This is a genomic window from bacterium, from assembly GCA_035419245.1.
In the GTDB taxonomy this organism is placed as follows: domain Bacteria; phylum Zhuqueibacterota; class Zhuqueibacteria; order Residuimicrobiales; family Residuimicrobiaceae; genus JAKPUX01.
Genome location: DAOLSP010000002.1, coordinates 117,926 through 142,330, shown reverse-complemented (window position 1 = coordinate 142,330; position 24,405 = coordinate 117,926). Strand labels below are relative to the sequence as shown.

Genomic DNA, 24,405 nt, shown 5'->3' with positions numbered 1-24,405 from the left:
CGCTGCCGCGAATCGGGCGCCGTGGTGGTTCAAGCGAAGAGCTCCATTACCTCGGCATAGACCTGCTCGTGGGTATAGCCCTGGATATCGATCGATTTGGAGCGGCAGAAGGCCACGCAGGTGCCGCAGCCTTGACAGAGGCCGGGATTAACCCTGGCCACCGTCTTGATCAGCTTGCCGCTGCGGTCGCGGATCTCCTCCCGCTCGATTGCCTGGTAGGGACAGGCCGACTGGCAAAGGAAACAGCCGACACAAGTCGAGTAGAGTGGCGGGTCGCAGCGGTTGACCATGGCGATCAGCGGCTCGCGCGTCAGTTCATCCTTTGAAAAAAGCGCGGCCACCTTGGCGGCGGTGCCGGAGGCCTGACCCACCGACTCGGGGATGTCCTTGGGGGCCTGGCAGGCGCCGGCAAGAAAAACCCCAGCCGTATTGGTCTCGACTGGACGCAACTTGGGGTGGGCTTCAACGAAAAAGTTATGCGCGTCGTAGCTCACATGCAGCTTTTGCGCCAGGGCTTCCGCTCCTTCGTTGGCCACCCCGGCGGTCGCGAGGACGACCAGATCGGCCTCGATCTCGACCGGCATGGCATTGAGCAAGGTATCCGCCCCCTGGACGATCAATTTGCCATCGCGTTCATAAATGCGGGAGACCCGGCCGCGGATATAATGGACATGGTCCTCCTCAATGGCACGTCGGGTGAACTCGTCGTACATCTTGCCGGCGGCGCGGATGTCCATGTAAAAGACATAGGCCTCGCCATGGTGAACCTTGTGCTTGTAGAGCATGGCATGTTTGGCCGTATACATGCAGCAGATCTTGGAGCAGTACTCAATGCCCTTGGCCTTGTCGCGCGAGCCGGCGCAGGCGACAAAGACCACCTTTTCCGGAGTCTTGCCATCCGAAGGCCGCTTCATCTCGCCCAGGGTCGGCCCGGAGGCCGAGAGCAGACGCTCGAACTGCAGGCCGCTGATGACATCCTTGTAACGGCCGTAGCCGTATTCGGGGAAGAAATCGCTCTCCTTGACGTTGAAGCCGGTGGCGACCACCACGGCGCCAACCTCATGCTCTATGATCTCGTCGGGCTGATCGAAACGGATCGCCTGCGTCGGGCAGACCTTCTCGCAGACCCGACATTTTCCCTTGGTGTAATAGGTGCAGTGAGTCCGGTCGATGACCGGCTTGTTGGGCACCGCCTGAGGGAAGGGCACATAAATGGCGGTCCGCTGGCCGAGCCGGGCGTTGAATTCGCTCGGAATGCGCTTGTTGGGGCACTTGGTGGTGCAAAGGCCGCAGCCGGTACAGAGTTTTTCGTCGAGGCTGCGCGATTTCTTGCGGATGCGCGCCTTGAAGTTGCCGATGAAACCGTCGAGGCTCTCAAGCTCGGCATAAGTATAGAGGGTGATGTTGGGATGCTGGGCCACCTCCACCATGCGTGGTGTGAGAATGCACTGCGAACAATCCAGGGTTGGAAAGGTCTCGGAGAGCTGCGACATATGGCCGCCGATGGAGGGCTCGCGTTCGACCATGATCACCTTGTGGCCGGCGTTGGCGATGTCAAGGGCCGACTGAATGCCGGCGATGCCTCCGCCGAGCACCAGGGCGGTCTTGATCACCGGCACCTTGATCGGGAAGAGGGGCTGGTTGCGCTTGACCTTTTCGACCAGGATGCGCACCAGATCGATCGCTTTCTCTGTGGTCGCCTCCCCCTTTTCGTGTACCCAGGAGCAATGCTCGCGGAGATTGGCCATCTCACACAGATAGGGATTGAGACCGGCCTCCTCACAGGCGCGGCGGAAAGTGGGTTCGTGCATGCGCGGCGAACAGGAGGCGACGACTACACCATCCAGCTTTTTCTCGCGGATGGCCTCGCGGATCATGTTTTGGCCCGGATCCGAGCACATGTATTTGTAATCGATGCTGTGGGCGACACCGGGGATCCTGCCGCAGACCTCAGCTACCCGGCCGCAGTCGACCGTGGCGCTGATATTCTCCCCGCAGTGACAGACGAATACGCCGATTCGTGACATGTTCAGGACTCCTCTTGGGCGGAAACGGGCTTCAGAACGGGCTTGGCGGCGCGTTCCGGCAGACGTACGGGCACAATGTGACGGTGCAGTCCGAGTTTTTTGGGTTCAAGGCCGAGAGCCAGGCCGATGGCCTGGGTGATATAGAGGATCGGAATGTCATATTTTTTCCCGAGGGCCTTGTTGATGGCGCTGCGTCGCATATCGAGATTGCTGTGGCACATCGGACAGGCGACGATGATCGCCTCGGCCCCGCGGCTGACCGCATCTTCGAGGATCTTGCCTCCGAGTTTGCCGACGAGATCCGTCCGGGGAATCGAAAGTCCGGCGCCGCAGCACTCGGTTTTAAAGGCCCATTCGATCGGATCCGCCCCGATGCGCCGCATGATTTCGTCCATCACCTGGGGATCCTCAACACGGTCGAAACGGGCGATCCTGGGCGGACGCACCAACAGACAGCCGTAATAACAGGCGACCTTGTAGGCGAAAGGCTTGCGTAGGCGCCCATTCAGCTCCGGCGGAAAGATCCTTTGCAGCAAATCCAGAATATTCAGGGCCTGCGGCATGCGGCCGAGGGGCATTTCGATCACCCCTTCGATCTCGCTCCGCAGGGCATCGTCCTCCTCCAGCTCGATCCGCGTGGCGGCCAGGCGGCTGAAACAGGCAGCGCATGGGACGAGGAGTTCCGCGAACTGCTGTTTTTCAGCCAGACCGAGATTGCGCGCCGGCAGGGCCAGCGAGAGCTTTTTATTGAGATTGTGGGCCGCGCTCGCGCCGCAGCAGTTCCAGTCGGTCACCGCCTCCAGCTGCAGATCCAACTCGGCGGCGACGGCTAACAGGGATTCACCATATTCACGCGAGGAACCCCCGATGGAGCAGCCGGGATAATAACCCATCTTCATGACCGGTCCTCCTTGTCGATGCTCTGCTGGTAAAGCCGGCGCAAGGCGCGGCGGTTCTTCACCCGATGCGGCAGCAGCTCCAGTTTGCCCTTGAGATAAAGCACCGGGGCCATCGCCACATCCTGCAGCAGATTCCAGCTGCGGGATTTGTAATCGGCAATCAGTCCTACTTCGTAGAGCCGGCCGGTATAGTGGATGACATCCAAAAAGGACTTGTGGAAACGCAGAATATTCCGGGCCTGGCGATGGACCTTGTTCTGCCGCGCCGCTTCAGCGCGGAGAAAGTCGGCCACCTTGGGGATGTCGATCTCCATGGGGCAGCGGCAGAAACAGGTCTCGCAGGAGAGGCAGAGCCAGATGCTGTGCGAGCGCAGCGCCTTTTCATCCATTTCGGGCTGGCGAATCTGCAGCAGGCGCATCAGTACGCTCGAGGGATACTCCATCTCGGCTGCCAGAGGGCACCCGGCAGAACATTTTCCGCATTGATAACAGCGGTTGACATCGACTCCCGTGCTGCGATAGAGCCTGTCGGCCAGAGCAGTACTCTGATCAACGAGGGCGGCATGCGCACTCATGAAATACTCCTTTGCATGGCAAGAGGAAGTTTTTAAAAATGGATAAGGAATGATAAATGAAGGCGATAAGAGGGCATCTATAGCATATAGGGCGGCCAGTCGAGATCATGTAGAGCGGTGCTGCACGTTGATTAGAGTGGTTTCAGATAGCTGATTTATTGCCGAGAAATTACGCATCCCCGACAAATAAGTCAAGCAAATAATTAGCCGGGGTACCCCCATAATCCAGCTCCCCCTGACACCCCGGAAAGCGGTTCTCCAGGCGAGCCCCAGAAGGGCAGCCTTGCAGCTGCCCGATCATACCGGCGCCGCAACGAGGCGGCAGTATCACTCCGCTTTTTTCCCGTTGACCTGACAAAACATCACGCTATGATAGCGTCCGTAGGAAAAGTAGATGATGATGCCGATCAGGAGCCAGACGAAGAGCCGCAGCCAGTTCTCGACCGGCAGCGAAAACATCAGCACCAGGCAAAACAGGATGCCGAGGATCGGAAAGACCGGACTGAATGGCACCCGGAAAGGACGTTCAGCCTCCGGATGGGTGTAGCGCATCACCAGCACCGCCGCACAGACGATAACGAAGGCGAGCAAGGTGCCGATATTGACCAGCTCGGCAAGAATACGCAAGGGCAAAAAGGCAGCCAGGAGGCCGATGACTGTGCCGGTCAGGATGGTGGATTTCCAAGGCGTGCGGAATTTTTCATGGATCGCCCCGAAGAATCCGGACGGCACCAGTCCATCGCGCGCCATCGCCAGCAAGATGCGCGGCTGACTCAACTCCATGACAAGCAGCACCGAGGTGATCCCCGCCAGGGCGCCGATCGCAATGAGCAGCTGCGCCCAGGGCAGCCCCACCTGGCGGAAGGCATCGGCGACCGGGGCGTCGATATTGATCTGATTATAGGGCACCATGCCGGTGAGAACCATGGAAACCAGGATGTAAAGCACCGTGCAGATCATCAGAGAGGAGACAATACCGATCGGGACATCCTTGCGGGGATTACGCGCCTCTTCAGCATGAGTCGAGACCGAGTCGAAGCCAATATAGGCGAAAAAAATCACCGCCGCTCCTGCCAGCATTCCGAGCGGTTCACCGCCCGGCCCTTGCTGACCAAGAATCGTTTTGCCGAAGAAAGAGAGGCCGGAGTAGCCATACGGAGCGAAGGGATGCCAGTTCTTGGGATCGATATAAAAGGCGCCCACACCTATCACAAAAACGACGACCACCAGCTTGGTGATCACCATGGCCACATTAAACGAGGCGCTCTCGCGAATACCCTTGATCAGGATAATCGTAATGACGGTCGTGATGATCAGCGCCGGCAGATCGATGACGGCGCCGGTCGAGATGAACTGTCCGAGCGCCGGATCATAATCGAAGGGCGCTCGGGCGATGGACAGGGGTAGTTTCAAATTGAAAAAGGCGAGCAAGGCCTGGAAATAATGCGACCAGCCGTGCGCCACCGCGGCCGAGGCCACCGTATATTCAAGTACCAGATCCCAGCCAATGATCCAAGCGAAAAGCTCGCCCAGAGTGGCGTAGGCATAGGTGTAGGCTGAGCCCGCCACCGGCACCATGGAGGCGAACTCGGCGTAGCAGAAAGCGGCAAAGATACACGCCAAGCCGGCGATCATAAACGAGACCATCAGGGCCGGCCCGGCCTTGTCATGGGCCGCGATGCCGGTGAGCACGAAAATACCCGTGCCGATGATCGCTCCCACGCCCAGGCTGCTCAACTGAACCGGCCCCAGGATCCGGCGCAGCCTGTTCTCCCCTTTCATCTCCTCTAATAGCATCTCCAGAGGTTTGCGCTTGAAGTACTGAAAGGCCATCTCCAACCTCGCTGTTAGTTCGAAATCCTGCGGGAAATTAACTGGACTTCTGGAACAATCAAACTACTCAACCACGAAGAGAAAACCAGGCGATGGGCGAATCCCCGGACGGCGGAGCGGCCCAGGACTCAAAGATCCAGATCCTCGACCTCCAGTGCGGAACGCCACCAGTCAAAGTGATCGCGCTGCAGGACCTCCAGCGCGGGAAAGGGATAGTGGCAAAACTCCTCCTGGTCGCCGATATAAAAGCCGTTGCGGATGAGGGCAAAGGAAATGTCACCCTTGAGATAGCGGTTGATGGTCTTGGTCGGCTTTTCGGGCTGCTGCAGCAGCCCGATGAGGCATTCCCGCAGGTGCTCGATATGCGCATACGGCAGATCCTCCGCCGGGGCAAGAGCGGGATCGACCGCCAGCGCGCCCAGTTCCATCTCCATAAAAAAGAGCTTGGGGACCGAGACCGGAAATTCCCGGTTGGTGACAAAGCGGCAGAATTCGCGTGGATTAAAAAGGGTGGCAATGCGCGGCATCACCGGGCAGAGTTCCTGATAAAGGTGGAGCCGGCGCTGCTCTTCCGGCAGGGTGGCGCTGCGCGGCAGTTCGAGGACTGCACCGGCATCGGTGACCAGGTAGAGGCTCTTCAGGGCGCTCAGCGGCAGGTGCTCGAGGACGCGGTAGATGGAAAGATAGACCGAGCGCTTGGGCTGGCCGTCGAAATGCGGCTGGCAGCGTTGTTCGATGTCCTCCAGGGGAAAATAGTCACTGGCGAAATCCTTATCCACCTCGATGAAGATCGCCTGGCCGCGGGTGTGTTTGGCCGTGCCGGTGGCGAAGTAGACGCCAAACTCCTGCGGCGGCAGCATCGAGGCGACCAGGGATTCTGGAAAAATGGAGAGGTAGAGATAGGCGGCCAAAGCGTCTTTTCCTTTCAAGGACTAATTGAGCTTTAGCTTTAAATTTACAATAATTTCACTTCATTGTCAATACCGGATTGCAGAGTGAAAAAGGGAGGAACTCCTCTACCCGCTGAGGCGGGGAGGGGCACTGGCGGCACCGCGGTGGCCCCGCGCAGCGGCCGCGGCATGGTGACGATGCCGCACGGCTACCTGCGTTCACCAGCGATAATGCCGGATATGCTCGCCGCGTTTTTGAATCTCCGTCATTGCAGAGATCCCGATTTCGATGTGTTTTTCCGTGAAGCTCGAAAAGACCTTGCGGGATGATTCCTTGGTCTTGATCCCTCCCTTTTGCAGCGGCAAATCGGAGACCAGAAGCAGCGCACCGATAGGCACCTTGCTAACGAATCCGACGCTGAAAAGGGCGGCGCATTCCATGTCGATGCCGATAGCCCGTTCCTCATAAAGGATCGCCTTGAAGGTATCATCGAATTCCCAGAAGCGGTAGTCGGTGGTATGGACCACGCCGGTACGGTAATCCAGGCCATTCTCGACGATGATCTGGCTGACAAATTTTTGAATCTTGAAGGTGGGCAGCGAGGGCACCTGGGGAGGGATGAAATGGCCGCTGACGCCCTCGTCACGAATCGCAGCCATGGGGAGGATGAAATCCCCGAGTTGGAGCGAGCGATGCAATCCGCCGCACATCCCCAGGAAGAGGACCGCCTGGGGCTCGATCGTGCTCAACATCTCGATGATCATCGCTGCAGTAGGCGCTCCGATCTTGAAATCGATCATGCTGATATGGCCACGAGGATCGTGCACCGCCGAAAAGGCCGATCCCGAGGTCGACGCTGTTTGCGCGCGCTCCTGAAATACTTTGAGGTATTTGTGGAAATTGGTGAGGATGATATAAGGCTGAAAAGCTGCCGCTTCCGAGCCCGTATAGCGCTCGAGCATGTCCAGCGCGATCTTGCGTTTTTCCGGATTGTTATAGATCAGATTGTTCTGAAAGGGGTAGCTGAAATGCGTGGATAAAGGTTCTTTCGGCATGGGTGCTCCTTTTGCATAAAGATACAAATTGTTGCCAATAAAAAGCAAGCCATACTTCTCGATCCGCATCCGGTTTTTTCTTGGCATTGAACCGTCGGCTTGTTATATTACGACATCCTCCTCGATCACAGTGAACGACTTACCGGCAGGAACTTCATGATGCGGCAGACACTGCTTTGTATCGGACTTTTTCTTGCGGGGCTGGCGGCTGCCGCCCGCGCCCAGGAGGGCGCCGTGCCTTTCGCCTGGCGTGATGATATCGGCGACACCACCCAGCTGGCTGCGGTTCATCTTCTCGCCAAATCGGTCTGGCCGGCCCGGGTTACCATCAATGGCGATTCCTGTCACCTCTACCGCACCGGCATCTTTTTTAAGAAAGTGACGCTGCAGCCGGGGATTAACCGGGTGGAAGCGACCGTGCAGCCCGCAGGCGGCGAGACCCAGCGGTTTGTGCGTACCCTGCTGCGCACCAGGCCGGTGGAGCGCCCGGCGCTGCCGCTGTGGATTGACTCAACATCGGTACTGCCCGCAGAATCACGGCTGCTGCAGAAAGGCGACCGGGTGCGCCTGGGCTTTATCGGCGCAAAAGGCCACAAGGCCTGGGTTGAGCTCAAGCCGGCCAAACTGCGCCTCTACCTGCGCAGCACCGATTTTTCTGACTATTCCCGTTACGAAACCGATCTGCCGCTCGCCCGCTTGCCGGAAGGCCAGGAGCAATCCCTGCACTTTACACTCAGGAACACGACGCACGGGCAGAAAAAGAGCACGCTGCGCCTGACCGCTTCAGCGACGCTCAAGGTGCAGGCGGCTGACACCTTCCCGCTGCTCATTGTGCGCAGGGAAGGCGCCCTGCTCAACCAGAGTCTGGGCAGCGTCCGTCTCGGTCCTCCAGTCATCGCCGAACTGCCGCAGGGTGTTGTGCTCACCAGCAGCGGCCGCATCGGCGAATCCTGGCGGATCCGGCTCGATGACCACGACGAGGGCTATATCGCTTCTGAGGATGTGGAATCCCTGCCTGAACCGGCCCTCGCCCCCTTCTATTATCTCACCACCCTGAGCGCCGCGCCCGGGTCTGGTGCCGACGTGATCACCATCCCCTGGCTGCAACCGGTTCCCTTCGCCCTCTTTCCCGATCCCGCCGCGAACGCCTTGCACATCCGCCTCTATGGGGTCCGCAGTGCCAGCACCTGGATCACCCATCGCGAGAATCTCAGGATGGCCGATCACCTCACCTGGGAGCAGCGCGCCCCGGAAACCTACGAGATCACCGTGCACCTGCAAAGACCGCAACTCTGGGGCTATACTCTGCGGCCGACCGGTGCAGCCCTGGAACTGCGGCTCAAATATCCTCCGGCCGCAACCCTGAAAGTCGCCATCGAGGCCGGCCATGGCGGCAGCAACCTCGGAGCAGTCGGCCTCTCGGGCCTGGAAGAAAAAGAGGTCAATCTGGATGTGGCCCGACGGCTGGAGCAGCTGTGCCGGGCTGCCGGGATGCAGGTCGTGCAGGTGCGCGAAGCGGACCTTGACATGAGCCTGGCGGAGAAAAAGAGCAAGATCGAGGCTTCGGACGCCGATCTGCTGGTCTGCATCCATGCCAATTCGGGTGGAACCGCCAACGGCTATCTCGGTGCCAACGGCACAAGCACCTACTATAACAACCCATTTTGGGGCGGCTTCGCCCGCATGGTCTACCGGCGCTTGCTCGAGCTGCCCTTGCAGGAGTTCGGCTGCGTGGGCTCGTTCAATTACCGGATCATCCGCATGACATCACGCCCGGCGATCCTGGTGGAGCTGGCCTTTATGTCGCATGCCGAGGATGAGGAGAAGCTTTTTGCAGCGGAATTCCGGCAGCAGCTTGCGGAAAAGATTCTGGCGGGAATCGGAGATTTTGCAGCGATTAACGGGAGATGATAGCCGGGTGGATAAAGCCGGAGGCGGGGACCACCCTCGTCGAGCCCTCAGCGCAAGAATCGCAGGAGTGGGGCAGCCAACCGGGCGTTACAGAGCCGCTACCCTAGTTCCGAGCGGATTGCACAATCTCTTCGACCGCGGTGATGACCCTCCGTATATCCTCCGTCGTTAATTTTGTGTACATGGGCAACGAGATCTCCCGCGCATAGAACCAATCGGTATGGGGAAAATCGCCGGGCTTGCATCCCAGTACCTTTTGAAAATAGGAGTGATAGGGGATTGGCACAAAGTGGACGGAAGTGCCGATGCGCGCCTCGCTCAGCCGTTTGATGAAGGTATTGCGGTCGATTGCCAGCTTTTCGCTGCGGATCAGCAGGGGATAGAGATGCCGGGTGGAAAATCCTTCCGGAAACGTCGCCGGAATGATCAATTCATCATACCCTGCAAACGCCGCATCGTAGAGTGCGCAAAGCTCGTTGCGCAGCCGGTTGAACTGGTCCACTTTTTTCAACTGGTGCAGGCCGAAGGCTGCCTGAATATCAGTAAAGTTGTATTTGAAGCCAAACTCTGAAATCTCATAAAACCAGCTGCCGGAATCCGAGTAGCGTTTCCAGGCATCCTTGTCCATGCCAAAGTAATGGATTTTACGCATGCGCCGGGCCGCCGCTTCATTGCGGGTCGTGAGCAGCCCCCCTTCGCCGGTGGTCATGTTTTTGGTGGCATAAAAACTGAAAGAGGCCGCATCCTCGATCGTCCCCAGCTTTTTGCCTTTGTATTCTGCTCCCATGGCATGAGCGGCGTCGGCGAGCACCAGCAGATGATGCTTTTCAGCCAATGCGCTGAGCTTGTCGTAATCCAGGGCATTGCCGGCATAGTAGACCGGGACAATTGCTTTGGTGCGGGCTGTTATTTTCTCCTCGATCGCATCGATATCCAGATTATAATTGACCGGATCGATGTCCACCAGGACGGGTTTGGCGCCGGTCTGCAAGATGGTATGCACCGTGGCACAAAAGGTCAGCGGTGTGGTGATAACTTCGTCACCAGGGCCAATATCGTAGGCCAGCAATTGTACGTGCAATCCGGCGGTGCAGGAGCTGACGGGGATGCAATGCAACCCATCGACCTGAAAATACTCCTCCAGGGCCTTCTCGAAGGCCTTGGTCTTTGGGCCCGTCGAGAGCCAACCGCTGTCAATCGTGTGCAGGATCTCCCGCTTTTCATTTTCATCGACATCGGGCACGGCAAAGGGCAAAAAGCGTTTACGGTTGATGATCTGCCATGCTTTTTCATTATGATACGGTTCCACCGTGATATCGATCGAATGGGCCTGACAATAATCGGCGATTTCCCGGATCCCCTGCGGCAGGGTGCGTGTGGCTGCGAAATCGAGCACCCGTTTTATTTTCGCAAAGGAGGGCAGGATCCCGGCCTGATCCGGCATCACCCGGTCTGGCGCTGGATCTGCAGCCGGATTGAGCGCCTCCTCCATACGGGCGCGGGAGAACAGGAGGCCATCGCTGCCGGTATTGAAGATCTGGTCCTTCACCTTCGCTTCAGGCGCCGCCACGGCCAGGACAATGGCATGGGCTGCATCGCGCACATGCACCATCGGCGTGCCGTCCAGAAGCGGCGTTTGCACCGGATTCCTGCTGCGGCCGGCCAGGGCTGCAAGCCGGTTGAGTTCGAGATCGAACCGCATCCGCGGAGAGAGGCCGTAGAGTTCGGGGAGGCGCAAAATGACCGGACACAAATCGTTCTGTCGCAGATAGAGGCGTTCACAACTCGCCAGCAAGTGCGCATAGAGCGAATTCTTATTAAAGAGCGGCTCCTCGTTGATGAGAGCGTACAGCTCCCCATGGCCGAGCAAGACACAGGAGGAACAAAAGAGAACGCGGCGGGCCCCCTGCTTCCGGCATGCTTTGAGGAGCATCTCCTGAGCATAGTAATTGATCTGCAGCGCTGCGTCCGGATTAACTTGGCAGGCCGCCTCACCGTCAATGCCGGCAAGTGCAACCAGGGCATCGACGCCGGCAGCGGCGTGCGCCACATCCTGTTCATTGCAGATGTCGCCCTCGATAATACGCAGCCGGGGATTATCCGCCAGGTGATTGAGCGCCGCGTCGCCGTACAGGAACTTGTCCAGAACGTGGACGATATACCCCTGTTCCAGCAGCTCCTCAACGAGAGGGACGCCGATATAACCGGCACCGCCGGTCACAAGAATTTTGCTGATCATGCCCTTGCCTCTTGATTATCCGGTTCCAATTCTTCCTTACAATCCCTTTGTAGATGTGCCGATGGTGGAGTAGAGCTGATCCATTGTCCGGCCGATCACCTGCCAGCTGTATCTCTCTTCAATGAGGTCTCTCGCAGCGGCGCCCAGCCGCCGGGCAAGATCGGGTTGAGCGAGGAGCCGGACCACCGCCTCGGCGAAGCTCTCGGCGGTATCACCGATCAGGAGATGTTCCCCGTGTGCGCCCGCGATGCCCTCCGCCGCGACCGGAGTCGCCACGACCGCTTTGGCCTGCGCCATGGCGTTCAGCACCTTGATCTTGGTGCCGCTGCCACTACGGATGGGGGCGATGAAAACCGACGCAGCAGAAACGGCGGGACGAATATCCTCGATCAAGCCGGTGATACGAATCCGGGGATCTTCCATCGCGAGGCGCCGCAAGGTGGCGGTAGGGCTTTCGCCAATAAATTCGACGGTCACGGCGCCGTTAGTCTGCGTGATGATGGGCCAAACCGCGGTGAGAAAATAATCCACGGCATCGGCATTGTAGGGAGAGCCCATCCCTCCCACCCAGACCAGATGGTTCGCGCGCAGCGGAGTGGGCATCGGGCGGAAATAGGTGGTATCCACGCCATTCGGCACGACCGTGAAATTATCGGACCTGCACAGGCTCTGCAAATGGTCGCGGTCCGTTTCTGAAACTACAATACAGCGGTCCATGACCGGACAGATCTCCTGCTCGAACCGCCGTAGCTTGTGATACTGACTTTTAAGGTAGAGGCGTAAAAGGGCATTTTTCTCGATCCGGGACCAGCGGTAGAGCCGCAGCGATTCCACATTATGATTGGTCAAAAAGACTGGAATCTTCGGGAACATCGCGTGATACAGGCCCAGAGCGAGCATGTCGATGTGCACCAGATCAAAGGGATGGCGGTCGAGGAGTTTTTGTATCCACCGCCGCGCTTCCGCTGTACAATAGCGCTGCGCTACCAGAGGGTAAGGGCTGCCGCAGTTTTTCAGCGCCATCGTAAAAAAAGCGGGATTATAGCCCTTTGGGGCGATCGGGAAGAGGGTGACACTTTCGCAGAAGCTCCCGAGCTGCGGGATATAGCGATAATCCTCCCGGTGCTGGGCGAACCCGACAAAATGAATGCGATGCGACCTGGCGAGCATTTTCAGCACATTCAGGGTGCGCAGGTGGTGTCCGCTTTGCGCCGGATAGGGGATCTCCGGCGACAGGAAAAGAATGTTCATTCCAGCTCCCGGTCCGATGCAGCCTTTTATTGCAGATTAGCGGATGAGCACCATCTTGCGCATCCCGCGGGATTGATCGGTGGTCAGCAAGGCAAAGAAGACGCCACTGCTCAAGGCGGTACCAGCATCATCCCGGCCATCCCAGATGACTTCATAGACGCCTTTTCCTTGCCACTGGTCTTCCAGGTGTCGGACGAGCGCCCCGCGCGCATTAACGACCTCCAGCTTGACCCTGGTGTCCATTGGCAGTTCATAGCCGATGTAGGTCGACTGGTTGAAAGGATTGGGATAGGTATCCATCAGGCCGAAGGTACCGGGCTGGCGAACGGTGACCTTGACCGGGCCAAAATATTCAACCTGGCCATCGCGGCTGACCTGCTTGAGGCGATACTGATACGATCTTCCACTTTGAACATTCCTGTCGCTATAATGGTACTCATATCCGCTGGTGGAGGAGCCGACGGTATGGATGAACTCGATTTCAGACCAGGTTAGGCCATCCTCGCTTCTCTCCACTGAAAAACCCAGGTTATCCCATTCCATCTCCGTTTTCCAGCTCAACTGTACAATTTTACCCTGAACAGCCGCATGAAAGGCCGAGAGTTTGACGGGCGTATAGATGTCGATCAGTTGGGCCAGCAGGTACCAGAAGGCCATCCCCTTGTTTTCGCAGTTTTCATAGGTGGTATGGCCGGGGCCGTCGGGATTATAGTACTGTGAATGCTGGATCGGAATGCTTTGACCAGCGCTTGGGCACCAGTTGGGGACAACATAGGTCGCCATCTCCCCATTGTACCAGGCATCCATATCGCCGAAGTCGAAAAGTGGTTTGCCCTTGGCGCTGCAGTAATTCCGCAGGGCGATATTGAACTGGTTGCGGCAGTCACCCGAACAGTCATTCTGCTGGGCATTGCCGGTCGCATAAATGAAGACGACATTGCGGTACTGCTTTTCCAGGGCTTCCATTTGATCGGTATAATACTGCAACAGACCTTGCCAGTCTGCCGTCTCCGGCTGCCCGCACCACATGTACATGACCACATTGATCTCGGGATTGGCTGCCAGCGCTTCAGGAACCGTCGGGAAAAAATCCTGGGGATTCCAGGTAGTGTTTTCTCGGATGCACAGGGTGTTGGTCGTTGTGGGCAAGGACCAGTCGATCGCGACCTTGTACGGTGCGCCGAGACTTTGGTTGAGCCGCTGCAATCCAATCGTGATCTGCGCGCCATGCGAGGTATGGCCAAAATAGATACGGATATTGTTTGTTATTGCCTGGATCTTGCTCGCAGGGATCGACCAGAAGCGGCTGATGCTGGTGTGGTCGACGGTGATGTCATAGGGCGTCGGATAGAGCGGCAGCGCAATGCCCAGGAGTGCAACCATCATGGTCAGGGCAATCGGCCACCCGTTATTACCGGAATAAAAGTGGCGCATAACGCCTCCTTTCTGCAACAAGCGAATAAACAACAGCAACAGTGGCCTTGACCGGAGATTCCCCTTTCGGCCCCGATTCAATGGGTAATGATAAGCTTTTGTACGATCTGTTCTGCAGGCGTCCGCAGACGGCAGAAATAGATGCCCGAGGGCAAGAGTTTGCCGGCCGAATCACGTCCATCCCAGCTTTGGGTATAAAAGCCCTTCGGTTGCTCTTCACTCACCAGGGTGGCAACGATCCGGCCGGATAGATCATAGATTTCCATCTGCACATTTGCATTGCTGTTCAGGCGGTAACGCAGACGGGTCTCCTGTTTGAATGGATTGGGCATGCCGTTTTCCAGCATCACTCCCCCCCGCTGCGGTGAAGGGGTGGAGTGGTGGTGCACCGAAGCCGCGATATTCCCCTCAAGGGCACCCAGATCGGGTGCGCTCCCGGCATAAGGCCAGCCGAGGTCCAGACCTGCATCGATGGCCGGGCTGCCGGGGCGCAGCGAAAAATCGTTCTGACCGGGATTGACGAAGCCGGGATCGCCCTCCACAGCTTCGGTGTCCGAAGTATTCTCGATCACCTTCGGCACCGGATAATACAGATTCCTCCGCACCGTCAGGTGGCGGACATTCTCACGTGCACCGATATGGGTCAGACGCCCGGAATGGCAAAGCACATTGTTGATGATCTGGACACTGTCGACATTCCCGATTATCCAGATATCTCCGGTCTTGTTGCCAAACAGGGTATTATTGCAGATCTGGATGCCGGCTATCGGGCTCCAGCCCTGAACGACAATGCCGCTGCCCGCATTATTGAAGACAGTATTCCAGCGGATGAGGATGTCGTGGATGTCGGCCGGACCGCCGTCGGCGCCGGCAGCGACGATGATTCCCGAACGCGCGCGCGAAGCAAAAATTACATTTTTTTCAACGATGATATTCTTGATGAGGCGGCGATAGCCAGCCGGATCTTCCGAACGGTGCTCCTCATAGACGTGAATACCATATCCATCCATCCCGGAGATCGTGTTTTCGCGAATGATGTTGCCGGATCCCTCCTGAACATAGATCCCATGTCCCTGAGTACCCAGATTGTTTCCGTTCAAGCGAATAAGGTTTTTGGCGATGAGGTTGTCATCGCCAGTGAGCTGGATTGCGGCGTACCCGGCCGTTCCCGTGAAGGTATTACCGATGATCTCCACGTGATTCGACCGCCCGGACCAATTGGTGTTGTACATCGGTTTGCCGTTTTCAAAACGTAACCCCTGCACACGGACATAAGACGCATCGATGATGAGGCCGCGCTCACTGTTGTTAAAAACCGGTGTTTCACCCGGCCAGGCGCAGATTGTCACATACTTGCCAGCGTGCCCGCCCATGCCATAGTCCGCACGAATCCAGATCTCCCCTTCGGGATAGATCCCCCCACGGACGAAAATTGTATCCCCAGGATTCACCCGGGAGACTGCACCCAGAAGGGTTGCCCATGGCGCGCCCGCACTCCCCGATTGGGCATCATTGCCGTTCGCCGCAACCACCTTGTGTGCGGCCTGCGCCGGAGGCAACAGGACCGCCAAAAGAATGGTTAGGCCCCCAACTATTCGCTTCATAGACATTCCTTTGGTCAAGACACCACCTCCGGCCCGGCTAATGCAGCAAGAGCATCTTGCGGTTGCATACTTGCTGTTCATTTGAAAACGCCCGGCAAAAATAGATACCTGAAGGAGAATCATGACCCGTTTCATCTTTTCCCTCCCAGCAATAGAGATGAAGTCCAGGGTTCAGGCTGCCGGAAAAGAGAGTGAACTGCAAGGTGCCTGCAAGATTATAGATCTCGATGAGCAGGTTGGCGGACGCGCTCAACCTGAGGCCAATGGTCGTAGAGGGATTGAAAGGATTGGGGTAATTTTGCAGCAGTTCGAACTGCAGTGGCCCGGAGGAGGCGTCCGCATCCCGATCCCCGGAGTTCACCGACGTATCGCGCCGCTGAAGTTCCAGATGGTCGTCCGGGAAGAGAGTGGCTCCGCAATCGGGCATGGACACGGCGATGGTGTCTCCTGACGTTTTCAGTTTGGCCTCATCGACCAACAGTTGTGGAGCGTTTGCTGTTACGGCGGAGGGGGTGATTTGAAAAAGGTGTATGAAGAGGCTCTCTGCTCCGGCTGCCGTGTCTGTCAGAGAATAGCTCTGCGTCGTAATGCCCTCGGTAAAATAGTCCGTCGGGCTGAGCCGTTTCATCCACAGCGCGCCGCCACCACTGTTCTGCAGTCTGAGCAGCCCGGCGGCGATATGCTCAAACGCGGCGGCCGGCACCAGCGTCCAGGTTCTGCGGATTCCGGCTGCTGCTGTCTTGACCTTGTCGATGACGATGAACCGGTCCGGTTTGAGGAAGACAATCCGCCGGGTCCAGGAGGTCAGCTTGTCACGGGGATAGGCACGGCTCGCATCTGCGACGATATAGAGATAGTCCGGTTTGTCCTCGTAGCGCGTAATCCCCGGTCCGACATCCCAGGTGGAGCCGGGCGCGTAACTTGCAGCACCGGCGGCGATGGAAGGAAAACGGGAAATCGTTCTCTGCTTTGCATTGTCGATGAGAAGCGGCGAAGTATATCCCTTGAGCAGGGCGCCCTTGTACCAGATCATCAGGGCGTTCTGGGCGTAGGGATCAAGCGCGCTCCAGTGGTATCGTTGAGCAATGAATAACGCGGCCAAATCCTCCGGACTGGAAAATCCCGTGCGCATGAAAACCCATCCAAGACTTTTAAAAAGCCGGTTGAGCGGGAAGCCGATCTCCACCGGATCTCTTGGATTGACCCATTTATCCTCGAAGAGGAGCTGATCGGTCATGTCCCAGGAACCAGCCGTCGTTTTGGAGAGGGAAAAATGGGCCCGGACCCAGGCGCCCAACTCAGCCAGACGGAGCTGTTCCTTGTCGCTGGAGAAGCGGCGCCGGCTGTAGGCGCGCATCGGCATGACCCATGGGGCGCGGCTATATGGATCCAGCCCGCCATTGATATCATAGTAGGCACTCTCGGCCTCTCCATCCAAGACCGAAGGCAAAATCATATGCAGTTGGAATTCGGGCATATAATTCAGGGGACCGATGCTGAAAAGGCTCTTCTCCAATGGCGTACTGGTTGCGGTCCAGGCTGCAAAAAGAACCGGGGCCATCGTCAGAAAGACGGTGTTATCAGTGCTCTCGTAGGATCCGCCCGTCCAGAACGACATCTGCATCTGGTTGAAGCCGCCGGGCCAGCCGCCATCCGCCCCCTGGCTTTCCCAAAAGGGCAGGACCTTGCCGATAAAATCCTCTGAAAAGGAGGTCAGATACTCCAGGGCCCTGGCGTTGATGGCTTGATAGCCTGGATCGGAGACCCTGGCGGGTTCATAGAGCACAAGGCCCATCATGGCATAATAATAGTTGTCCACATCGGCTGCATTAAAAGGGCTTCCTGACCCATCGGCGAGCTGCTTTAAAAAATCGGCATGCACGGTCAAACGGTCCCGGATCCACTGTTTGTCTTGTTCGCTCAGGACCGGCTGACCATTGGAGAAGGTCTCATTAAAGAGCCAGTCATAGGCCGTGGTGGCGAACAGAGCCATCACATAGGGATATTCATACTCTGGCGACCAGTCAAGAATGAAGAGCAATTTGGCCCGGGCATCCGCGAAGTACTCGTCCGCAGTATGGTTCAGGGTCCAGTTGCCCTGATAGACGTTTTGCCAGTTCCACTTCTTGGCTTTTCCGGCGATGATCGGCTCGAGGACGCGCATCGCAAAATCGTGATCATAGCGGTTGAACATGTTATCCGCGCCATAATCGTCATCCTGGTCCGCGCCGGCTGAATAGCTGAACTCCTCCTTGGCCTGGTCGTTCGCCGGGCTGCTGGACCAGGGCCAGGGCTGCTCCGCGCCATGCAGGACCCGCCAGGCAAAAGTACCCACTTCGTTGCGATACCACTCGTCCTCGCCCCGCATCCAGATACGCGGATGATCCGGTCGAATGGAGAGCACCAGAGAATCTGCAAGGGCCGCCCAGCCGCCGGCCGGCAGAGACCAGACGACGGCAGTGATCAGAACAACGCATCGGAACAGAGGCCTGGTTCGGCCGCTAGCCGTCTGGTTAGTTGAATGACCGCAGCTCATTATGGCCTTTCAAAAAAGGATTCGCCCGATTCAAAAATGCAATCCCGGTCCAGGCGAAGAGCCTGAATCACCGGACGTACGAAAGGACTTGCAATGAGTGTGCCACTGTGATCAGTTCTTCTCATCAGGTGCGCCGATCCGGTTCAACCGATGGTACCAGCGGTTAACCGCCGATTCGCCCACCAGTGCGCTCACCAGAGTGTGAGCTTGACGCCTGATCTGAGCTCCGGTTAATACGCTCCGGTCTCCGGCCGCCATTCTGGCAAATCTCGCCCGGCTGGTGGATCGCAGAACGGGCACCCGTTCGAGCAAAAAGGGGTTAGAAGCGGCGGAGACATAGCCCAGACGCGAGCAAAAACCGCCAAGATAGCCCGCTTCCCGCGCCAATTCAGGATAGTCCCGGCGATAACTGCCGTTGGGAAGCGAGAGCAGGGTGACCGGCTGACCCAGGCGGTCCCGCAACAGGTTTCTGGACTGGAATAATTCGGCAAAAGCCTCCTCCCGACTGAGCTCGGCCATGATGACATGGTGCCACAGATGCGAACAGACTCCCATGCCGGCCGCTCTCAGCGCCTCGAGCTGATCCCAGCTCATCATCGCGGGTGCCCCGATCTGTGCTACGGTCACAAAAAAGGTAGCCTGCATCCCGAATTTTCTGAGCAGAGGCAGAGCCTGATGATGATTTCCGACGAAGCCATCATCAAAAGTGATCACGACCGACCGTTCTGGTAAACCGTCCATCCGCCTCTGCGTCACGGCGCGGACCAAATCCACTGCTGAGAGCGCGCTAAAACCCTGCTCCGCCAAGTACTGCATTTGCTCCAGAAAAGCCTGCGCTGGAAGGAGATAATCGGGATGGGTGCGTCCGCGTCCATCACGCGGCTGATCATCGGGCACGATCTCATGGTACATCAAAACGGGAATTCTGAGGTGCATCACGATCCCCCTTTTCTGAGTACGAGATCGCGATATTCTTTCTCATACTTTTCGGTCATAATCTCACGCGAATAGGCCGCAGCGATGCGATGCCGGCCGCTCCGGGCGAGGGCATGCCGTTCGTCAGCGTTCTCGGCAAGCCGGGCCATGGCGGTCGCCAAAGCGCCGGGATCAGCGGCCGGGACCAGCAGACCCGCCCGGCCCTGGTCCAGGGCCTCGGGCACGCCGCCAACAGCCGTTGCCACCACGGGCACTCCTGCAGCCATCGCTTCAAGCAGCGCCATGGGGAGGCCTTCGCTGAGCGACGGCAGCACAAAGAGGTCCATTTCCGCCAGCAGGGCCGGGACATCCTCGCGATGACCGAGAAAGAAAACCTGATCCGCGATCTCAAGCTGCCGGCAGAGATCCTTCAAGTCCTTGCTCTCCTCGCCATCACCCAGGAGCAGCAAGGCCATCGGCCTGCTGCTTTTACCTTTAAGAGAAGCAAAGGCGCGCAGCAGATGGCAGTGGCCCTTTTCGGGAGTCAGCCGTGCCACACACCCGACGATCAGGGAGGTCGAGGGGATGCCCAGCTGCAACCGCAGCTCCGCCCGCCATCCGGCCGGCGCTGGAGGTTCCACCGCCACGCCATTGGCGATGACCGGAATGGAGGATTTCCGGAACAGCCCAACTCGGCATCGCTGCCGGACCTCTTCCGATACAGCGACAATCCGGTCAAAACGCAGCAGCGTCACTTTATCGACGAGGGCATAAAACGCAGCGCGATAGTCTCTCTCCGTATCCAGCCAGGGATGGCAGGTGCTGATCAGGGGGAGACCAAAAGCGCGATTAGCGACCCAGGCAAAAACATCCGCCTTGTAGCCGTGCGAATGAATCACCTGCGGCCGCTCGGCCTCGATAAAATTCCGTATCCTGATGATCGTTTGCCTATCGAACGGTCTGGCGCTCGGAAATACCACGTAGGCCAATCCCTTTTTCGCCGCCATCGTCTGGAAATCCTGATCATCAAGCTGCATCCCCTGGATAATCCCGATGGTGATGTCATGGCCGCGCGCGCTCAAGCCTGCAGCCAGTTCGATCACCACCTTTTCCACGCCATAAAAGCCGGCGTGGCTGCGCAGCTGCAATATTTTCAAGCGAGAATGCTCCATGCTTTTTCCCCGGATACCGGCGAAAGCCCTCCCTGAAAAGTCAGGTGCCTCGCTGCTGCAACGCCGGGAATTGACGACCGGCCGGCCGACCCAAAAACCGGATCAAGCCCAGAAGAAAACCAAGGCCATAACTTGCATGCAGAATAAAAAAGATGATGGGCAGCACCCGGAGATACCGAAATCCCTTTTTTACGCAGATCCGGATTGAAAAATAGAGCGACATCGCCAGATAAGCAACCAGGATCGCCATGGCGAGAAATACCGCAGGTCTCCAGAAGGGCGCCAGCACGAAGGAGCCGAACAATCCTGTGACGAACGCCAGTGGGACAAACTGCCGCGGCATCATCATGGTCGGATGTTTCTGCAGTACCCGCACCTTCCACAGGCCGTATTGAAAATATTGCCGCCAGAGCGCCCGCAGACTTGTGCGCGAAAAATAGTAGGAGCGGATCAAGGGTGTCAGAAAAATGCGGCCACCACTCTTGCGCAGCCGATAGTTGAACTCGTCATCTTGGCAGCGCACCAGCTCTTCATCAAACAAGCCGATCCGGGTGAAAAGCTGCCGGCGATAGGCTCCAAAGGCGACACTGTCCACAAAATCCTCCTGATCACCCTCCTGCCGGGTCCGGAAATAAGCGTTGCCCACCCCAAAAGTGGAAGACATGGCCAGGGCGATGGCCTCGCCGATAAAGCTGCTGTTCATCGAAATGATGATACCCCCGACGCAGTCCGCCTCGCGCACCCGTTCCAGGTAGGCGATACAAAGAGAGAGGTAGTTCTTTTCCAGCGCCACATGACCATCGACGCGGATAATGATCTCCCCGCGGCTTTGCGCAATGCCGATGTTGAGCGCATGCGGAACGATCTGGTCCGGATTATCGAACAGGCGCAGATTGGGCATGGACTCCATCTGGGACTTGACAATCATCCGGGTGCGGTCATCGGACATGCCATCGATGACCAGAACCTCATATCGGTCAGCCGGATAGTCCTGTGCCTGGATGGAAGCCAGGGCGTTGGCAATGTAGGCCTCCTCATTGCGGATGGGCATGATGATCGAGATAAAGGGGTGCACGGTGTTCTTCCGCGTTTAAACCAGTTCAGGCAGACGCTCGGGTATCGCCGGCTTTTCCTCATTGCGGATCAGGCGAGGCGCCTCCACCCGGGCCTCTTTGACGGCGATCGACAGGCGGATGATAATCGCCAGATAGATCCAGAAATAAGAGGCCACGGTATAAAAGTGCCAGTAACTGCCGTTAATATTTCCCGCAAGCATACCCATAACGCTGGCACAGTAGCCGAGGCCAAATCCTTTGTAAAGAGGATCATCAGCCATCTTGTAGAGCTTCCAGCCCAGCCTCATCGCACCGAAATAGATCCAGAGCAGCAGAGCCAATCCGATGAAGCCCAACTCAACCGTCGTCTGAATAAAGTTATTGTGGAAGCTTCCCCAATGCCGGTTACCGAATTGCCAGCCGGCCTTGACCTCGATGAAAGGCGATATCGAAAAACCCCAGCCCACGATCGGGCTTTCGCTGATCATCTGTTGGGCTTGTTCCCACATGCCGAGGCGTTCCTGGGCTGATGCATCAAAGCCGGTCTCAGTTTTGGTCATAGCAATACGTTCAATCACTGGCTGGGGCAGCAGGGTATGATAAAAAATGATCAGCAAGCCGAGCAGTAACAGCAGCTTCCGCTCCTTGATCATTCCCAGGAAAAAGATACTGACGACAGCCGCCAGATACCCACCACGCGAGAAGAGGAACAGGATGCAGTAATAGCTGAGGCCGGCGGTAAACAGGAAGAGCGACTTGCGTAACTTGTTGGTCTCATAGAAAAATAGCGCTACAAATATGATGGAATTCTGTGCCAGAAAGACCGCCAGAGTATTTCCGCCCAGGGCCATACCACCGCCGACGAGCTTATCTTTGAGATCATCGCTGTAATGCTCGATTTCGTTCTGGCTGAGCACCGTGTAAAAATTGCGGTCCAGCATCAGCATGGCGAGCATGGTCACGAGAAAAAGTATCTTGATTTGCTGCAGGCTACGGAGATTGTTGACAATAATGAGAAAGAAAAAGGCCGGCATCCAGTAGTTCTTCCAGGCCATCAGCAGGGGATTGCCCATGCTCGCCGGCGAGCCGAACCCGAGGTAGGCTGAGCCCCGGAACAATTCCATAAACGTCCAGATCACCAACAGGACGATGGGCAGATAGATCGAAGTACTGATCAGAAAGGGTTGGCCGGGTTCCCGCTTGCTGATGATCCATTTGATCAGCATCGCGACGAGCAAAAAGTCGTTGATATTTTCGCCCATCGGGTAGATATTGACGTAATCCAGGATATTCTGCAGAGGGAAAAAAAAGGCCAGGAAGTACACGCCTATTTCGATGCGATAGGTGACGGTGAGCACGATCGCCGCCAATCCCGCCACGTAGAGAAGAGGTGTAAAAAGGCTTGTCAAACCCAAACCGAACTCGAACATAGAGACTCCCTTGATTCCAACGCGGCCGGCCGCGCACTTACTCACGCGTCAGCACCGAAGGCTTGCCCAGAAAGGTCTTGATATGAGCCCAGGCTGAGATCGTTAAATTCCGGACATCCCGGTGCAACAACAGCACCATGCTGCCATAAACGATGCATAGCACCGTCATTTTCAGGAGGACGCCTAAAAAGCTGGTCGATTGGGGCAAAAGCAGCGACATGCCATACATGATCAACCCCGCGGTCACTGACACGGCGATGATTTTGACGTTAACGCGCACCTTGAGATATGAGGAGGATCTATAGGCCAGATAGCCCGCGAGCAGGGCGCAGCTGATGAACGCCGCATAGCAGGAGCCCATGATCCCGAAAAAATGGATCAGGATCAGATTCAGAACAACATCCGCCACTACGCATGCCATCACCGTGAAACTGATCAGTTTGGTCCTTTTTTCAACATACAAACCGGCTGCATAAATAGGGAGCAGAGCCCAAAGCAGGGTGCCGGCAACCATCCATCCCAGCATACGGCCGGCGGATGCATACTTTTCAGAGGCGAGGACGACGGTCACTTCCCCTCCGAGGCAGGCGGTAATGATAAAGATAGGAACCAGGACCAGCATGCTCAGATCGGCCACCGAAGATACGAATTTGCTCGTCGTCTCTCTCCCGTGGCTGTGCCAGATCTCGATATAGATGGGAGTTAACGCGTACATCAGCGGAAAGAGGATAAGATCCTTGGCATAATGCCCCATATTGGACGCGACAGAAAAAACAGCGACGGCTTCGGATCCCAGCATGAACTGGAGGATATAGCGATCCGCCGATTTAAGCAGCAGATAGCCCAGTTCGAAACCGATCAGAGGAAAGCCGAAACTCAGGCAGGCTTTAAAAAAAGGCCAGGAGAAATGCCGCAGGGAGAGAGGGGTTTGTTTCACAACCAGCCCACACAGTACGAGAGCCACCAGGGCTTCCGCCGTCAGAATGCCCAGATAGTAGACCCTCAGTTGCTGGGAAATCAGGAACAAAGCCGCGAGGCTGAGGGCAAGACTGAGGAACCGGCTGGAGACCATCGCAGCATTGTATTGCACCGTCCGCTGCGAAGCCCGGTAAAAATTGAGCATCCGTGCGTTGAAAGTCCCGGTCAGGATCAAACCCGCCAAGATCCACGGGAAGCCGGGAAGTTCATGACCGAAAATCAAGTTAAAAATCGGCTTGCCGAAGATGACGACAAGGGCGGCTGTGAAGAAGGCAAACGCTACCGTCCCGAAGAAGAAGGTCGAATAGTAGATCGATTGGCGTGATGGGACAGCGTCCTGGTTATAATCGCTGTAGAACCGCACAGTGGATTCAGCCAATCCTGCCCGGGAGAAGGCCAGAAAAATCCAGAGTGTGACGGAAAATACACTCATGACACCGTAATCGCTCTGCGTCAGGGCGCGTGTCAGCACGGGGAAAGAGACAAAACTCGCGGTGAATGCAATCAGTTCGCCGATGGCATAATTGGAGGAATGACGCAAAAACTTTTTGATGTGGACATCCACGAGGACCTGCTTCCGTCAAGGTTGAAACGACAATA

Annotated in this window: 17 protein-coding genes; 1 reads left to right on the top strand and 16 read right to left on the bottom strand. The window is 57.1% G+C overall.

Translation table 11 applies throughout. The features are described 5' to 3' along the window. Nucleotides 1-29 precede the first annotated feature (29 nt). The 6 genes from PLH32_04505 to PLH32_04480 all read right to left on the bottom strand — a co-directional run bounded on the left by PLH32_04505 (nucleotide 30) and on the right by PLH32_04480 (nucleotide 7,280). On the bottom strand, nucleotides 30-2,027 hold the full coding sequence (locus PLH32_04505) for a CoB--CoM heterodisulfide reductase iron-sulfur subunit A family protein (GenBank protein ID HQJ63854.1): 1,998 nt from the start codon (nucleotides 2,025-2,027) through the stop codon (nucleotides 30-32). Between the two features lie 2 nt (nucleotides 2,028-2,029). Beyond that, on the bottom strand, nucleotides 2,030-2,926 hold the full coding sequence (locus PLH32_04500; protein ID HQJ63853.1) for a CoB--CoM heterodisulfide reductase iron-sulfur subunit B family protein: 897 nt from the start codon (nucleotides 2,924-2,926) through the stop codon (nucleotides 2,030-2,032). Continuing rightward, a complete protein-coding gene (locus tag PLH32_04495) occupies nucleotides 2,923-3,501 on the bottom strand; it encodes a 4Fe-4S dicluster domain-containing protein (protein ID HQJ63852.1) in 579 nt (192 codons plus the stop codon). Before PLH32_04495 ends, PLH32_04500 begins: the two co-directional genes overlap by 4 nt. Nucleotides 3,502-3,828: 327 nt before the next feature. Further along, complete coding sequence (locus tag PLH32_04490; protein ID HQJ63851.1) at nucleotides 3,829-5,334, bottom strand: amino acid permease; 1,506 nt, start codon at nucleotides 5,332-5,334, stop codon at nucleotides 3,829-3,831. Nucleotides 5,335-5,462: 128 nt separating this feature from the next. Further along, entirely contained in the window at nucleotides 5,463-6,245 is a 783-nt protein-coding gene (locus tag PLH32_04485) for a hypothetical protein (GenBank protein ID HQJ63850.1), read from the bottom strand. Nucleotides 6,246-6,443: 198 nt separating this feature from the next. Continuing rightward, nucleotides 6,444-7,280, bottom strand: coding sequence for an AMP nucleosidase (locus tag PLH32_04480; protein HQJ63849.1), 837 nt, complete (start codon nucleotides 7,278-7,280; stop codon nucleotides 6,444-6,446). 156 nt (nucleotides 7,281-7,436) lie between these two features. Between PLH32_04480 and PLH32_04475 the strand changes: the two genes are divergently transcribed. Further along, nucleotides 7,437-9,191, top strand: a complete 1,755-nt coding sequence (locus tag PLH32_04475; protein HQJ63848.1) for an N-acetylmuramoyl-L-alanine amidase — start codon at nucleotides 7,437-7,439, stop codon at nucleotides 9,189-9,191. Between the two features lie 103 nt (nucleotides 9,192-9,294). Here PLH32_04475 and PLH32_04470 read toward each other — a convergent pair whose 3' ends face one another. The 10 genes from PLH32_04470 to PLH32_04425 all read right to left on the bottom strand — a co-directional run bounded on the left by PLH32_04470 (nucleotide 9,295) and on the right by PLH32_04425 (nucleotide 24,370). After that, the gene (locus PLH32_04470; GenBank protein ID HQJ63847.1) at nucleotides 9,295-11,430 is read right to left on the bottom strand and encodes an aminotransferase class I/II-fold pyridoxal phosphate-dependent enzyme; all 2,136 of its coding nucleotides are present in this window, start codon (nucleotides 11,428-11,430) and stop codon (nucleotides 9,295-9,297) included. 36 nt (nucleotides 11,431-11,466) lie between these two features. After that, nucleotides 11,467-12,681, bottom strand: coding sequence for a glycosyltransferase family 4 protein (locus PLH32_04465; protein ID HQJ63846.1), 1,215 nt, complete (start codon nucleotides 12,679-12,681; stop codon nucleotides 11,467-11,469). A 36-nt stretch (nucleotides 12,682-12,717) separates the two neighbouring features. Continuing rightward, nucleotides 12,718-14,115, bottom strand: a complete 1,398-nt coding sequence (locus PLH32_04460; GenBank protein HQJ63845.1) for a FlgD immunoglobulin-like domain containing protein — start codon at nucleotides 14,113-14,115, stop codon at nucleotides 12,718-12,720. Between the two features lie 77 nt (nucleotides 14,116-14,192). Then, on the bottom strand, nucleotides 14,193-15,719 hold the full coding sequence (locus PLH32_04455; GenBank protein ID HQJ63844.1) for a right-handed parallel beta-helix repeat-containing protein: 1,527 nt from the start codon (nucleotides 15,717-15,719) through the stop codon (nucleotides 14,193-14,195). Between the two features lie 37 nt (nucleotides 15,720-15,756). Next, a complete protein-coding gene (locus tag PLH32_04450; GenBank protein ID HQJ63843.1) occupies nucleotides 15,757-18,123 on the bottom strand; it encodes a hypothetical protein in 2,367 nt (788 codons plus the stop codon). Nucleotides 18,124-18,366: 243 nt separating this feature from the next. Next, on the bottom strand, nucleotides 18,367-19,191 hold the full coding sequence (locus PLH32_04445) for a polysaccharide deacetylase family protein (GenBank protein HQJ63842.1): 825 nt from the start codon (nucleotides 19,189-19,191) through the stop codon (nucleotides 18,367-18,369). Continuing rightward, entirely contained in the window at nucleotides 19,191-20,327 is a 1,137-nt protein-coding gene (locus PLH32_04440; protein ID HQJ63841.1) for a glycosyltransferase family 4 protein, read from the bottom strand. Before PLH32_04440 ends, PLH32_04445 begins: the two co-directional genes overlap by 1 nt. A gap of 55 nt (nucleotides 20,328-20,382) precedes the next feature. After that, complete coding sequence (locus tag PLH32_04435; protein HQJ63840.1) at nucleotides 20,383-21,417, bottom strand: glycosyltransferase family 2 protein; 1,035 nt, start codon at nucleotides 21,415-21,417, stop codon at nucleotides 20,383-20,385. A 15-nt stretch (nucleotides 21,418-21,432) separates the two neighbouring features. After that, nucleotides 21,433-22,827: an O-antigen ligase family protein gene (locus PLH32_04430; protein ID HQJ63839.1), complete on the bottom strand. Its 1,395-nt coding sequence runs from the start codon at nucleotides 22,825-22,827 to the stop codon at nucleotides 21,433-21,435. A 37-nt stretch (nucleotides 22,828-22,864) separates the two neighbouring features. Continuing rightward, nucleotides 22,865-24,370, bottom strand: a complete 1,506-nt coding sequence (locus PLH32_04425; protein ID HQJ63838.1) for an oligosaccharide flippase family protein — start codon at nucleotides 24,368-24,370, stop codon at nucleotides 22,865-22,867. Nucleotides 24,371-24,405: the final 35 nt, after the last annotated feature.

What these genes read in the sequence shown, in the direction of transcription:
- PLH32_04430 (HQJ63839.1), bottom strand. Translation starts at nt 22,827, where the DNA reads ATGTTCGAGTTCGGTTTGGGTTTGACAAGCCTTTTTACACCTCTTCTC.
- PLH32_04465 (HQJ63846.1), bottom strand. Translation starts at nt 12,681, where the DNA reads ATGAACATTCTTTTCCTGTCGCCGGAGATCCCCTATCCGGCGCAAAGC.
- PLH32_04475 (HQJ63848.1), top strand. Translation starts at nt 7,437, where the DNA reads ATGATGCGGCAGACACTGCTTTGTATCGGACTTTTTCTTGCGGGGCTG.
- PLH32_04445 (HQJ63842.1), bottom strand. Translation starts at nt 19,191, where the DNA reads ATGCACCTCAGAATTCCCGTTTTGATGTACCATGAGATCGTGCCCGAT.
- PLH32_04490 (HQJ63851.1), bottom strand. Translation starts at nt 5,334, where the DNA reads ATGGCCTTTCAGTACTTCAAGCGCAAACCTCTGGAGATGCTATTAGAG.
- PLH32_04495 (HQJ63852.1), bottom strand. Translation starts at nt 3,501, where the DNA reads ATGAGTGCGCATGCCGCCCTCGTTGATCAGAGTACTGCTCTGGCCGAC.
- PLH32_04455 (HQJ63844.1), bottom strand. Translation starts at nt 15,719, where the DNA reads ATGAAGCGAATAGTTGGGGGCCTAACCATTCTTTTGGCGGTCCTGTTG.
- PLH32_04480 (HQJ63849.1), bottom strand. Translation starts at nt 7,280, where the DNA reads ATGCCGAAAGAACCTTTATCCACGCATTTCAGCTACCCCTTTCAGAAC.
- PLH32_04470 (HQJ63847.1), bottom strand. Translation starts at nt 11,430, where the DNA reads ATGATCAGCAAAATTCTTGTGACCGGCGGTGCCGGTTATATCGGCGTC.
- PLH32_04505 (HQJ63854.1), bottom strand. Translation starts at nt 2,027, where the DNA reads ATGTCACGAATCGGCGTATTCGTCTGTCACTGCGGGGAGAATATCAGC.
- PLH32_04500 (HQJ63853.1), bottom strand. Translation starts at nt 2,926, where the DNA reads ATGAAGATGGGTTATTATCCCGGCTGCTCCATCGGGGGTTCCTCGCGT.
- PLH32_04460 (HQJ63845.1), bottom strand. Translation starts at nt 14,115, where the DNA reads ATGCGCCACTTTTATTCCGGTAATAACGGGTGGCCGATTGCCCTGACC.